Origin of the sequence: Paenibacillus typhae (assembly GCF_900099765.1) — a bacterium.
In the GTDB taxonomy this organism is placed as follows: Bacteria; Bacillota; Bacilli; order Paenibacillales; family Paenibacillaceae; genus Paenibacillus_AQ; species Paenibacillus_AQ typhae.
Window position 1 is genome coordinate 20,945 of record NZ_FNDX01000061.1, and the last position, 13,216, is coordinate 34,160.

The 13,216-nt window shown below is 51.9% G+C and carries 14 protein-coding genes; 3 read left to right on the plus strand and 11 right to left on the minus strand.

Annotation, left to right across the window (positions count from 1 at the left end; all coding sequences use genetic code 11):
* The first annotated feature begins 54 nt into the window (after window positions 1-54).
* Window positions 55-990, plus strand: coding sequence for a helix-turn-helix domain-containing protein (locus BLR64_RS27900; protein ID WP_341833405.1), 936 nt, complete (start codon window positions 55-57; stop codon window positions 988-990).
* Window positions 991-1,041: 51 nt separating this feature from the next.
* On the opposite strand, the gene BLR64_RS27905 is transcribed toward BLR64_RS27900, so the two are convergent.
* Entirely contained in the window at window positions 1,042-2,142 is a 1,101-nt protein-coding gene (locus tag BLR64_RS27905; RefSeq protein ID WP_090719756.1) for a YeiH family protein, read from the minus strand.
* Window positions 2,143-2,308: 166 nt separating this feature from the next.
* On the opposite strand from BLR64_RS27905, the gene BLR64_RS27910 reads away from it, so the two are divergent.
* Window positions 2,309-3,196, plus strand: coding sequence for a LysR family transcriptional regulator (locus BLR64_RS27910; protein WP_090719758.1), 888 nt, complete (start codon window positions 2,309-2,311; stop codon window positions 3,194-3,196).
* 30 nt (window positions 3,197-3,226) lie between these two features.
* Here BLR64_RS27910 and BLR64_RS27915 read toward each other — a convergent pair whose 3' ends face one another.
* The 8 genes from BLR64_RS27915 to BLR64_RS27950 form a co-directional block, all read right to left on the minus strand.
* Window positions 3,227-3,913 (minus strand): ABC transporter ATP-binding protein, encoded by a 687-nt coding sequence (locus BLR64_RS27915; protein WP_090719760.1) that lies wholly within the window; start codon window positions 3,911-3,913, stop codon window positions 3,227-3,229.
* Window positions 3,910-5,028, minus strand: a complete 1,119-nt coding sequence (locus BLR64_RS27920) for an ABC transporter permease (protein ID WP_090719762.1) — start codon at window positions 5,026-5,028, stop codon at window positions 3,910-3,912. The genes BLR64_RS27915 and BLR64_RS27920 overlap by 4 nt, the downstream gene beginning before the upstream one ends.
* Window positions 5,029-5,097: 69 nt before the next feature.
* Window positions 5,098-6,474 carry a sensor histidine kinase gene (locus BLR64_RS27925; RefSeq protein ID WP_090719763.1) on the minus strand — a complete coding sequence of 459 codons (1,377 nt, stop codon included), beginning with the start codon at window positions 6,472-6,474 and terminating at the stop codon, window positions 5,098-5,100.
* A complete protein-coding gene (locus BLR64_RS27930) occupies window positions 6,471-7,148 on the minus strand; it encodes a response regulator transcription factor (protein ID WP_090719765.1) in 678 nt (225 codons plus the stop codon). The genes BLR64_RS27925 and BLR64_RS27930 overlap by 4 nt, the downstream gene beginning before the upstream one ends.
* Window positions 7,149-7,244: 96 nt before the next feature.
* Window positions 7,245-8,060, minus strand: coding sequence for an SDR family oxidoreductase (locus BLR64_RS27935; RefSeq protein ID WP_090719767.1), 816 nt, complete (start codon window positions 8,058-8,060; stop codon window positions 7,245-7,247).
* Window positions 8,061-8,165: 105 nt separating this feature from the next.
* On the minus strand, window positions 8,166-8,630 hold the full coding sequence (locus BLR64_RS27940) for a MarR family winged helix-turn-helix transcriptional regulator (protein ID WP_090719769.1): 465 nt from the start codon (window positions 8,628-8,630) through the stop codon (window positions 8,166-8,168).
* A gap of 205 nt (window positions 8,631-8,835) precedes the next feature.
* Window positions 8,836-10,029 carry a metallophosphoesterase gene (locus BLR64_RS27945; protein WP_341833406.1) on the minus strand — a complete coding sequence of 398 codons (1,194 nt, stop codon included), beginning with the start codon at window positions 10,027-10,029 and terminating at the stop codon, window positions 8,836-8,838.
* A 156-nt stretch (window positions 10,030-10,185) separates the two neighbouring features.
* Window positions 10,186-10,596 (minus strand): bacteriohemerythrin, encoded by a 411-nt coding sequence (locus BLR64_RS27950; protein WP_090719773.1) that lies wholly within the window; start codon window positions 10,594-10,596, stop codon window positions 10,186-10,188.
* 240 nt (window positions 10,597-10,836) lie between these two features.
* Here BLR64_RS27950 and BLR64_RS30475 point away from each other — a divergent pair, with 240 nt between their 5' ends.
* A complete protein-coding gene (locus tag BLR64_RS30475; RefSeq protein ID WP_167360799.1) occupies window positions 10,837-10,983 on the plus strand; it encodes a DUF5808 domain-containing protein in 147 nt (48 codons plus the stop codon).
* Between the two features lie 23 nt (window positions 10,984-11,006).
* Here BLR64_RS30475 and BLR64_RS27955 read toward each other — a convergent pair whose 3' ends face one another.
* Entirely contained in the window at window positions 11,007-11,870 is an 864-nt protein-coding gene (locus BLR64_RS27955) for a TIGR02452 family protein (protein ID WP_090719774.1), read from the minus strand.
* Window positions 11,871-11,889: 19 nt separating this feature from the next.
* Window positions 11,890-12,789, minus strand: coding sequence for an NUDIX hydrolase (locus tag BLR64_RS27960; protein WP_090719776.1), 900 nt, complete (start codon window positions 12,787-12,789; stop codon window positions 11,890-11,892).
* Window positions 12,790-13,216 lie beyond the last annotated feature (427 nt).

The following is a 13,216-nucleotide window of genomic DNA, read 5'->3' on the forward strand; positions in this document are numbered from 1 at the left end:
TAAATTGAAGTTAAAAAAATATATTGAACCATTAAAAGAGAGGAAGAGCAGAAAATGAACCCTTCCGGCGAGGTGAACGGAAAGCTGAGAGGTAAGACAAAAGCTAAGCAAAACAGCGCTGTCCCTATATTGAGCGCTAACATGAACAGCAGCCGGCTGAACGGAACTCACACCGGCAACCTGACCGGAAGGCTGCTGCAGAATCTGACGGTGCGGGTGACACACGCCCAGTTAAGCAGCAAATATCCGGGCTGGGACCGCAGCAATGAGACGCCCTCATTCAACCGGCTGTATTTCATAGACAGCGGAGAAGGAAAGGTGATCATTAACGGCGAGACCCATTATCCGCATGCCGGCCATTTAATGATTATGCCTGCGGGGACAACGCAAACCTCCATGACCTATCCGCACAATTCGTATGTCCGCTATTATTGCCATTTTGATGCACAAATCGGGGAATGGCCTTTGTTCCACAATGCGGGCAAGCTCTATATCTGTGAGGCGGCTGACCCTGACGCGGTCCGGGCGATCTTTACTGAGCTGATCGCTTTATTTCAGGATGACAGCTTCCTGTCTACGCTACGCAGGCAGGCCAGTCTGCTGCAGCTGCTGGCCATCTGTCTGGAAGGGGGCGGTTATGCCAATTTTCTGGACGATGTGGCGCATACCGGAGATCAAGGCAAGCTCGCCAGTGTGCTGGGTTACATTGAAGAGCATCTTCATGAGCCTATGGAGGTGGAAGAGCTGGCCGGGCTGGTACATCTTCATCCGAACTATTTTATTCCCTACTTCAAGAAGTTTATGGGGATGCCTCCGATGCATTATGTGCAGTACAAGCGGATGGAGCATGCCAAGCGTCAGCTGTCAGGCACCAAATCGAGCATCGGCGATATTGCCGAGCAGGTGGGCATGGAGCTGGCCCATTTCTCCAAGGTGTTCAAAAAAACAACAGGCGTATCGCCGTCAGCCTACCGCAGCAGTACCCGGTAACAGATATATTTGCAGGTACGATTCATCTGTACTTACTGACACCTCACACTGTTATTTCAATCCCATGACATGAATAAGCACATATCCAAGCAGGGATAACATGATCGATCCTGCCAATCCGGCTGCAAAGGGCTTGCGGCCTAAGCGCCAGAAGGTTGTCAGGTCAATGCCCAGACCGAGGCCTGCCATCGCCATGGCAAGCAGCAGATAAGCCAGCACCAGCAAATCAGCCGTTAGCTTATCGGGAAGGAATCCCAGTGTATTCACACCGCTCATCACCAGGAATCCGCCGATAAACCACGGCACGGGGAAGCTTCGCGGTGTGTTCTCTGCGTAGCTGTTCTGGCTGTCTTTACGGTGCTCCGCAGCGGACTGTTTACGCAGCCTGCGGTTTTCCCACACCCCTAATCCCAGCGCTACCGGTGCAAGCAGGGCTACCCTGGTCAGCTTGACAATAACCGCCAGATCGGCCGCCTGCTGCCCTATTGGAGCCGAAGCGGCGAGTACATGCGCAACCTCATGAAGCGTTGCTCCGGCAAATAGGCCATAACCTGCTTCACTGAGTCCGAGCAGCGGATAGGCGGCAATGTAGGCCAGTGTAAAAATGGTGCCCAGAACAGCAACTGTCGCAGCACTTACCGCTATTTCGTTATCGTCTGCCTTGATCTGCGGGGCGACCGCCGCTACGGCAGCCGCTCCGCAAATGGCGGTTCCACAGGCTGTCAGGATACCTAGTCTCCGGTCTATATTCATAGCTCTGCCCAGCAGATACACTGTGATCAGCGTGAATACAATATGAATGACTGCAATGGCCAGCACTTTAGGACCGGCTTGTATGATGTCGGTTATATTCAGTCTCAGGCCCAGCAGGATAATACCGGCTCTGAGCAGCTTTTTAGCGGAAAATTGGATACCCGGTGCCGCTCTCTCCGGTACACCGGCTGCTGCACGCAATATAATTCCAAGCAGAATTGCAAGCACCAGCTGGCCCATCACACCGAGCAAGGGCAGCATTGCTAAATATTTCGCTCCGGCTGCAAGCGCAAGTGTAAGCAGCAGCCCTTCAGCGAACCCGCGGAATCCTGCAGTCTTCCTTCTATGTTTACTTGCCTGCTCAAGCTTGCTTAGCTGCTGAAATAAATGAATATGCATAACCTTCACTCCCTATCCGCCGCATCGCAGATCGGCGTCTCTGACCCAACTATACGTCTGTACAGCAGGAAAGGGAAATACCGGTTTGCTATCTCAATCATTACAAATCCTTATGATTGAATGTGTTATTATTGAGATACTTCATCTTTATGGGCGGGGGATAATCATGATTGTTGATGCATTGCGGGTATTTGTAACGGTAGCAGAGCAACGGCATTTCTCGAGGGCCGGAGAGCTGCTGAACCTCTCACAGCCCGGGGTCAGCCTGCATATCCGCAACCTGGAGAATGAGCTGGGCAGCAAGCTGCTGCACCGTTCTCCCAAGGCAGTACGACTCACTGAGGCCGGTGCCGTACTCTATAAACACGCCAAGCAGATTCTTGCCCATTACGAGGAGGCCGCGCAGGAAATCCGGCTGCTGCGGGACGAGGTTACAGGCAGTCTTATCCTCGGGGCCAGCTTTACAATCGGGGAATATCTTTTACCTGGCAGACTGGCTGAATTCGCCAGGCAGTATCCGCAGGTGAACCTGCAGGTTACGATTGGTAATACCGAGGAGATTATTTCAGCCGTCAAAGGCAATCAGCTGGATATTGGTTTTATCGAAGGCGAAACCAATGACATGGAGCTGGACATTATCCCCTATATGAAGGATGAGATGATCATTACGGCTGCAGCGGGACATCCGCTTGCCGGGGAAATGATCGTGGATAGCGGAATGCTGCAGAATCAGATCTGGGTGCTGCGGGAGACGGGTTCCGGCACGCGGGCATACAGCGATCATTTTCTGCAGGAAGGGCAGCTCACCGTTAAACGCTCTTATGTGTTTAACAGCAGCCAGGGAGTCAAGGAAGCAGTGGCCGCCGGTCTGGGGCTTTCCCTGCTATCCCGCTGGATTGTGCGTAAAGAGCTGGCCAGCGGGGAAATGGTCGAGCTCCGGACCAGACAGAAGCTGCCGGAAAGGGATTTCCTAATCATCCGCCGCAAGGAACATCAGACCGCAATGGCAATCCGCGTCTTTCTGGAAAAGCTGCTGACAGCGGAAAAAGCCTGATCTCTGGATACTAAGGGATCAGGCTTATCATCAGATTTGCTTATGCTCCACTAGAGCTCCATTCTCCAGATGCAGCACACGGCTGCACCATTCCAGCATCCGTTCGTCGTGGGTGACCATGACTGCGGCCTTGCCTTCGCTCCGCACCTCATCCGCGATCATCCGTACGACCTCCCGGCCGCGCTCGAAGTCCAGACTCGCCGTCGGCTCGTCCGCGAACAGGATCGCCGGCTTGTTCATCCAGGCTCGGGCAATCGCCACACGCTGCTTCTCACCCCCGGACAGCTTCTCGGGATAGTGGTTTCGGCGATCCCAGATGCCAAGCCGCTGCATCAGCTGGGCTGCGCGCACCTTGGCCTCCTTCGGCTCCAGCTTCGCCAGCCTGGAAACATACAGAAGCTGTTCCTCCACCTTCAGATAAGGCAGCAGCTGGGCGCTCTGGAACATAAAGCCGATTTTTTGCAGCCTGAGCGCTGTCAGCTCCCTTTTATCCTTATTGTTAAGGGACTCTCCGTCAATATAAATCTCACCGCTGGTTGGCGTCAAAAGGGCTCCCGCTGCAGAGAGGAAAGTGCTTTTGCCGGAGCCGGATGGTCCCAGAACAGCCACAAACTCCCCTTCGTCAACCGTAAGATCCAGATTGTCCAGTACAGACATCGTCTGTCCGCCGTCCCCGTAAGTCTGGGTAACCTGCTTCATCCTTAACATGGTGCTCATGCTCCAGCCCTCCCTATCGCTTCCAAGGCATCTACCTTTGCTACTCTCGCTACCGAAATCAGCGCTCCCAGCAGTGACATACCGACAAACAGAACGCTGGTCAACAGAATGGTCGAACCTTCCAGCTGGAACGGCATCGAATCCGGAAGCCCCATATTCATCCCGAAGGTCAGCAGCAGGCTGACAGCCAGACTCGCTACGGACAGAATCAGCACTTGGCCGACAACACTCCAGGCAAGATAGGACATTTTGGTCCCCATCGCCTTCAGAATACCAAACTGGCTCGTCTTCTGGATCGTGATAACATAGAAGAATACAGCCAGTACAAATGCTGCAATGGCAAACAGGAAGGCAATCATCATTTGCAGGGAATTCTGTTCTGCGGCATAGCCCGGAATACTCTTGATCGCCTGCTTTTGCGTAATCGTCTCTAGATGATCCAGCTTGCCCGCAATCTCGGCCGCCTGTGCCGATGATGCTTTCAGCGCTATAACATTATAAGGTGCTGACTGCTGATCAGAGCCCGGCGGTACATTACCGCTCTTCATCGTCTGCCAGTCAGCCGTTGTAATATAGACGACCGGCATGTGGCTGTAGGAGCTGTCTTCTACAACCCCTTGTACTTTGAAGCTCATTCCGGATGCCTGATCAGTAATCGTACTGCCGACAGTTATTCCTGACTCTGTAAGCTTCGAATCAACAACAGCGCCACCCTGCGAAGCATTGGTTAAGGAGCTTCCTTGCACGACCTCAGGCGCGAGCATCCCGTCCATATCTACCGCAAAAAAAGTGATATCCGCCTTCGCATCAGCAGCCTCCGCTGTAACGGTGCTTGTCTGAACGGCAAGCGCTGCGGCATTTTCTGTGCCGGCAATGGACTGTGCTGTACTCAGAGCTGTCCCGCTTAACTGGGAACGTCTGAAGGTATGCTCAGCATCGTCTTGTAACGCAAAGTAGTTCGCCGGCATATTTTCCACAGCAGAAATATTGGCGTATGCAAGTCCGCGGGCCAGTCCGGTTACGAACAGCACCAGAAAAGAAACCAGCAGCATTATGACCATAATGAGACTGTATCTTGCCTTGGAGTGCCTCATCTCCCTCAAAGCCAAAAACATAGTACCACTCCCTCATCTCTGTATGACAACAGTGTAGAGGGCGAAAATGAACGGAGTATGAATAAACCATTACAGATGCGGCAGTATTACTGTAAAAGTAGTACCAACGCCAACAATACTTTCCGCCTCGATGGTGCCGTTATGCGCCATGACAATCTTTTGGGCGATCGAAAGACCAAGGCCGGTGCTGCTAGTGCCCGCGGTGCGCGCCTTATCCCTTTTATAGAACCGGTCAAAAATCATCGGCAGCTCGGCAGCGGGAATCCCCTCTCCTGTGTCCGCTACTTTTACTGTACAAACACCGTTAGCCGCCGATGCAGAGATAGTAATGGTCCCGCCCGCAGGCGTATATTTGACCGCATTGGATACGAGGTTCATCCACACCTGGTAGAGCAGATTGGAATCGGCCGTAAGGGTAATCTCCTCCACATGCAGTCGTACAGCCAGCTCCTGCTCGGTCAGCCGCCATTCCATAATCTGAAGGACCTGGCGCAGCTGTGCCCGGAGATCGACCTTCTGCTTCTGCAGCGCATTTTCGTCATAGTCCAGGGAGGAAAGTGTCAGCAGCTGTTTACTCAGCACGGACAAGCGGCGGCTCTCCTGGTCTATAATATCCAGATACTCCATTCGCTGCTCGCCGGACAATCCGGTATCTTTAAGCGCATGGGCAAATCCCTGGATCGAGGTCAGCGGGGATTCAATCTCATGCGAGACGTTGGCGACGAATTCCTGCCGGGCCCGGTTGGTCCGCTCCAGCTCCCTGCTCATGATCATAAAATGGGAAGCCAGCTGCCCGATCTCATCGCGCCGCCTTGTATTCAGCCGGATGTCATATCTGCCTTTGGAGATTCGCTGGGTGGCCGCGGTAAGCCGGGTAATCGGTTTAACGACATGCAGCACGGCAACCACGACAAACCATAAACTGAACAGAATGCTGAACCCGATCAGCATGGCAAAAAACATCCGCAGCTCGCCGAACTGCACCTGCGCATCCGGACGCATAAACAGCGCATAGGTCAGCCCGTTCAATTGGACCGGAACGCCGATGGTATTGGAAAGCTGATTATCAAAAAATCCGGTAATAAACGCGCTGCCCGGAAACTCCCCAACGCCATGATAGACACCGCCGCCCAGCACCAGCTGCAGCTTCTCCTCAGGCAGATCCTTTTCCCGGAAAGGCAGACCATAAGCCCGTTCGTCCCCTTCCCCATTCGTCAGATAAAGCTTATAGCCTAGCGAAGCCGTACTCAGCAGATATTCCCCGGCACTGTCCGGATGATCCTGGATAAACTGCTGGAGACCGATGGCCATTTTGGTAAGCTTGGCATCGTTCTGCGGCTTGATCCGGGCCTGATAATACAGATTGGACACAAGGAAGCCGAGCACACTGCTCATGACGATCATGGAACAGAACAGCAGGCACATTCTTATATACAGGGATTTCATCCGTTCACCATATCCACTTTGTAGCCGATTCCGCGTACGGTCCGGATCACAAAATCATTCTGGTAATCCGCAAACCGCTGGCGCAGCCGCTTGATGTGCACATCCACGGTCCGCTCATCCCCCTCGTAATCCGCTCCCCAGACCAGCTCAATCAGCTCACTGCGTGAAAACAACCGGCCCGGATACTGCGCAAGCTGTGCGAGCAGCTCGAACTCTTTTACCGGCAGCAGCAGCACCTCGTTACCGTCACTGATCTCGTAATTTTTACGGTCAATCAGGATGGAGTTGAGGCGGATTTTATCATCCGAAGCGATCGAATACCGGCGGAACAGCGCCTTGATCCGGAACAGAAGCTCCTCCGGCTCGAACGGCTTGGTCACATAATCATCTGTCCCCCGCAAATATCCCTGCTCCTTGTCACTCAACTGCTGGCGGGCAGTAAGCAGAATAATGGGAATATCGAAAGTTTCCCGTATGTATTGGCACAGCTCCAGTCCGTCCATCTGCGGCATCATCACATCCACAACCGCCAGATCCACGGTGCTCGCTTTCATCAGCTCCGCCGCCTGAAGCCCGTTTTCCGCCTCTGCAACGGCATAGCCCTCCCGCAGCAGCACATGCCGCAGCAGCGTGCGGATATTCATATCGTCGTCGGCAACCAGTATCCTTTTCATCAGCAATCCACTCCTGTATCCAAATCTAGCTGTCCTATATCGTAGCAACAATGTTTACGGATGACAACCGGGCGGTCTGGCGCGTTTAAAATATATCTATTTCTGCCCCGCTATAACAAAATCCGCTATGCTCTTTTTGAGCGGAGTAACGGGCCTTCCCATCCACCGCTCCAGATCACTGGTTGTGGCGGAGGTATTTATGCTGGCCAGATAGTTATATATCCAATGCTGGATGCCCGGGTCTTCACGATGAACAACCGATTTGCCAGCCCATTCGCTAAGCGCCTCAGCCAGATCATGAAAGGTCCAGGCCTGCGGGGCCGTAAACTCATAGCTCGGATGATCATGCTGATCACTGAGAAGAACCGCAGCTGTTGCCTGTGCCAGATCGCGGCGCGTAACCGAGTTGAAGCGCCATTCTCCGGGAGATGTGAGCAGCTCACCGCTGATGATTGCCTCCTGTAAGCCGAGCACATTTATGAAATCCAAATACAATGCATTACGCAGAAAAGTGTATCTCAGTCCGCTATCCGCAATCGCCTGCTCGGTAAGAGTATGAACATTGTCCGGGCTTCCCTGATGTGAAAAAGCAAAGCCGGTATAAAAGATATGCTCCACACCGGCTCTGCGGGCGGCATCAATTACGCGCTTATGCTGGACAAGCCGGACAGCATCATCCTGATGCGGGCTGGAGATTAACAGCAGCCGTGAGGCATTGCGGAAAGCCGAATCAAGCGAAGCCTCAAGGTTATAATCCGCTATCCGTATTTCCACACCGGACTGCTGCAGTCCAGCAGCTTTATCCGGATTGCGCACACCTGCAATGAGCTGTCCTGCCGGTATCTTTTGCAGCAGCTCCGTTATGATCAGCTTTCCAAGCTGACCTGTTGCCCCGGTAATCATTATTGTCATCCATACTCTTTCCCTTCTACAAAAAACAATGGCCTTTTTAGTTAATCGCTTAACTATCTGTGCAAAAAGACAGGGAAACCATTTGCGGCTTGATAGCCGCCTGTTCTAGGCCTGGTTCAGCTTGCCCAGCAGCAGCAGCAGCTGGCGAAGCTCCTGCTCATCAAGCCGGTTCATCCGCTCTGCAACTGCAAGCCGGTTGTCCGGCAAATGCTCCAGCAGCAGCGCCTCTCCTTGCTCCGTAATCGTAATAACCGTTTTACGGCCGTCCTCAGCATGACCGGTACGGACGATATAGCTTTCCTTCTCTAAGGGTGCGAGCAGCAAGGTAATATTGGCTTTGGTGACACCGATTTTCTCAGCCAATTCGGAAGGCAGCATACTGCCGCCATGCTTCGCAATCTCCACCAGAATCCGGACTCTGGCTCCGTTCAGCCCATGAGTCTGCCAATATTTTTCCGATACAGCTACTGCACTCGCAGTCGTTTCTACCAGTGCAAAAAAAGCCTCAGTCGTGAACGGCTGCTCCAGCACCAGCTTGTATAATTCATCCTTCACCGATACCAGCTCCATTTAGTTAATACCTTAACTACTTCAATATATGTTCAACTGCCTCCGATGTCAAATGAAAGAATTAATTTATGTAACTGCTGATGCCGAAGATGAGCTTGAATGCCTTCCGGCTTTTCCGGGTTCTTTTTTCAATCTATCCGCTCCCTGAACATGATTAACCCCCCGCTCTCCTGTAAGATTGCAGGGGGTCTGTATAAAATAAACCCTACACCAGCACTGTCTTAGCAGACAGCGGCTCTTCCTGATAGCTTTTGCTGCCTTCAAGCAGCACCTCCAGCCTGATCAGCTCCGAGCGGCTGGCCAGCCGGATTGGCGGCCCCCAGGTACCGTAGCCGGATGACACGATAACATGCAGCTTATCTTTGAGCAGATAGCCCCAATCCAGTTCGAACAGGCGTCGCGTAATCCAGTGGTTCGGCGCGATCTGGCCGCGGTGGGTATGACCGGATAACAGCACATCCACTCCCGCCTTCGCCGCAATGTCAAAACCGGTCGGCTTATGGTCCATCATCAGGATCGGACGTGAATGATCAAGACCCTCAAGCAGTGCCGGTACGCTCATTCTGCCGCCTTGCATCGACTCTGCCGTTTTGTCTTTTCGTCCGGCAATGTATACACCGCCCGCTTCCGCCACTTCATCCTGCAGCACCCTGATGCCGATGCCTGCCATCATTTCCGTGTACTGTGCAATAGAACCGCCGTAATATTCGTGATTACCCAGAACGGCATAAACACCGTAACGGGCCTTGAGCTGTCTCAGCTGCAGACTCATCTTGTTCCGGATAAAAGGCTCTATGCTGTCATCCAGCACATCACCCGCCAGCAGGATAATATCCGGCTCCATCCGGTTGATCTCAGCCACCATTTTCCGCAGATGGCGGTTGCCTACAATGTTGCCGAGGTGAAGATCGGATGCCACAGCCACAGTCAGCGGTACGCTGGTCCCGATGGACTTCTCAATCCGGACCGGATGGGTCCGTATGACTGTACTCCAGGCATTGCGCGAGCCCCAGATCAGGAAGACGGCCAGCAGCAGCACCAGCGTTATCCCGGCTTCGGCTGTAAATGCAGTTCGGTCAAAGCCCGTCAAACCCAGCACCCAGTAGAGCAGATCGGCCAGCGGCAGCATAATAACAGCGAATTCCATGCAGGCCAGATAATAAGAGCCGATTACCTTGAACAACCTGGCGGCAGGCTTTACAACCTTAGGCCAAGGAACCATACCTATCATGTAAGCAAAAGCTATAAGCATAAATATCGTCCAGTACACACCTGCCAGAATACCCGGCAGCACATCCTTCAGCAAAATCCAGAGATGATAGCCAATGTAGAAATTAACCAGTCCCAATACCAACAGCATCACGGCACCAGTCAGCAGCATACGCAGATTTTTCATCATTTCACTCCTTTAGCGTAGAGCTTTTCTATACGTTCTAACTCAAATCATAACACAGAATATTAGCCGCATATAAATTCTGCCAGCTGACTCTGATAAACCCCGGTTTGAGCACAAAAAAGAAGATGCCCCGCGGCATCCTCCTATTCCATTATGCAGTTATACCGCTTTGCCTTTGGCAGCAATACAGTCACCGATCAGCTGATCGCATTTGCTGATATGATTGAGCAGCCAGTCTGTAAGCGTACGATTGAGCTTGATCGTTGAAAGCACGGACACGCCCTTGGTCTTCACTGTCTCCTCCAGCTCCAGAACTGTCTGCACAAACTCTGCATGTGTCTTCTGATGCTCGGCCAGCTCAGGGAAGTCAATGTCCACCATTAGCTGCTCTTCACTGCTGAAGTGCTCCAGCGTATACTCTTTAAGGAATCTCAGTGTCTCTTCGATTTGTTCTTTGCCCTTCTGATTGGTGCATGCCTCAAAGAATTCATTCAGCTTCACCAGCAGCTGTCTGTGCTGGCAATCGATTGTCTCCACACCGATGTCATACGATTCCTTCCAGTTGATCATAACTCACCTTGTCCTTTTCCAAATTTTCCAAGTGAACAAATACACCCTTTATTTTGTACTTTTCCGGACAAAGGTTCTGTGAACAACCTCACAACATTCAGACAAGGATTTACATTTTCATACAAAAAACGCAAGAGCAGCTCTTGCGCTTGTTAGACTATTGCAGTTTAAGCTCTTTTGATCAATACTCTGGTTAGTAGAGCTTTTATCGCAAAAACAATAAAGTCAGGAGTCCTGTAAATGTCTCGTAAGAACAAGTCAAACCATACTTTGTTCGTCCCCAAATCCTCCGGCATAGGCTGGACTATAAATCCCCGTCATCCGTTAGGCTGGATGGTTCTGATCTTTGTATTTATCGTCGCCGTATATCTGATATTCTTCGGATAGCTGTACCAAAACCTACGTTGACCTTATAGCAGTTTACTGCGGAAAGCATTAATTACCGCCTGGTCCGGTGACCGGTCAAGAATAGCAAATACGATGTGTTTAAAAAGTGCCCGGTAGCCTTCCTCCACCAGCACCTGCTTGAAGTAACCGGCAACCTCTACAGGGTCATTGCGGAACACGCCGCAGCCAAATGCCCCAAGCACAATAACACGGTGTCCCTGATCTGCCGCAACGGCCAGAATATAGCGGATACGCTCCAGCATCACTCCGGCAATCATCGGTACTCCCTGCGGCTCCCGTTCCTTGACCACACCTGCGTTAACAGCAGGGGCAGTAATCATGGACACGGTATACGGCTTATCCAGCAGCAGATCACGGCTGTCGCGGAATACGGGAACTCCCGGAGAATGAATCATATAGTGGGAATATAGGCAGGATTTGCGGCTGCGGTTGTAATCGTACATTTCCTTCATTTGAGCGATCGCTGGATAGAGGGCGGATGCACGTGCAAGGCTCTCCTCCTGGGCTTGGCTGCCGCCGAGGAAGCCGCCGCCCGGTTTTTTGGCAGAAGCAAAATTCAGGCATACGGTGTGTTCATGATCTTCCCGTTCAACCAGACGCTGTGCCGCTTCCAGTGTGGACTCCACCGTTACTGAGATGTTCGGTTTATCCTCAGGGTGATTGCGGAGCTGCTGCGCTGTGCGTTCCTTCAGCCTTTTAAGCTCCTCTGGTCTATATAACTGTGAACCTGAAATGGCCGCGCTGACAGCTTCGGCAATATCTGCCTGCTGACCAGATCTGTTGATATAATGGCCTGCCGCAATAATATCTAACGTTTCTTGAGCAACTAATACCCGTTTATTTCTTCCGTTGCTGGAGTTGTTCATCAATATCAGCCCCGATCGGTTATTCTTTATTAACGTTATACCGGTACAGCCTGGAGGGCCGGTGACCGGCGTCTTTGGTATATTCATCCGTCTCCGTCACACTATCAGCGATCTTTCTTCGGAAGGCAGCGGCCAACAGCTCTTTGCCAAGGATTATCTCGTAGACCCGCTGAAGCTCTGACAGAGTAAACAACGGCGGCATCAGATTAAAAATAATGTCGGTATACTCCACCTTGCCGCGCAGCCGTTCGATTGCATACTGCACCATCAACAGATGATCAAAAGCGAGTCCTTCGCTCCCGATAATCGAGCTGTGTGCTTTACGGACATGCCCTTGAACAGTCTCGGTATGCCTTACAGTACCTGTAAGTGAGGTTTGCTCATTATGCAGCGTTATCCGGATTATTTTCTCCAGCTCATATCCCTGTTCCAGCTCAGTGCGGTTCGTTTCAACTAATTGATGCGTTACCTCGAACCAGGCGGCATCAGCCGCATCATCACCTGCCTGCACATTCAGCGTTGTCCGGTCAACGAGCGCCATATAGGAGCAGCTGATTACACGCATGCGCGGATCACGCTCCACATCACCCCAAGTGTACAGCTGCTCCATGTAGATGTTGTCGATATTCGTCTCTGTATAGAGCTCTCTTCTGGCGGCGTCCTCAATACTCTCGTTAATGGAAACGAAGCCTCCCGGCAGTGCCCACTGCCCCAGGTAGGGGTGCTGGCCCCGTTTGATCAGCAGAAGCTGAAGTGACTTCTCGGACAGCTTCCGGTAGTTATTCTGCTCCTGTTCCATCACGGTAAAAATCAGCATATCCACGGTCACGGACGGGCGCTCATACACCCCCGCATCATAGTTTTGCAGAAACTGCTCCTCTGTTAGCCCCTGGGCATCGGTTATGGGTTGCTTGTTCATATAACGCTCCTTCGTCTATTTTAGCCGTCACAACTAACTTATTGTTTAATTGTTATTAACATAATGATATTATATGCACAGGAGTAATGGTAAAGTCAAGCTCCTGTTGTTTATTTTTGCTAGAGTAAAGGGCTGAATAAATTCAGCCCCTCCTCATCAAACCGTACGTGAGGTTTTCCCTCATACGGCTTTCCGATGTTCGTCATTCATGGGCATGCAGCATTCTGGCCTTGGCCCATGACCTAGTTTCCCCTGTCGAGTTCTTGAGTGTTTTCTTGCGTGTCGTTAGCCGCTTTGGGCATTCACGGACTCGTACCTCTTGGTGAAACATGAACAAAGCAGGGCTCCTTCCCTCCCTAAGGTTATGTTGTCCTTAGGTTCCTTGGTACTATGAGCCCCTCGGACTCCCTTCCCACAGACGATTCAC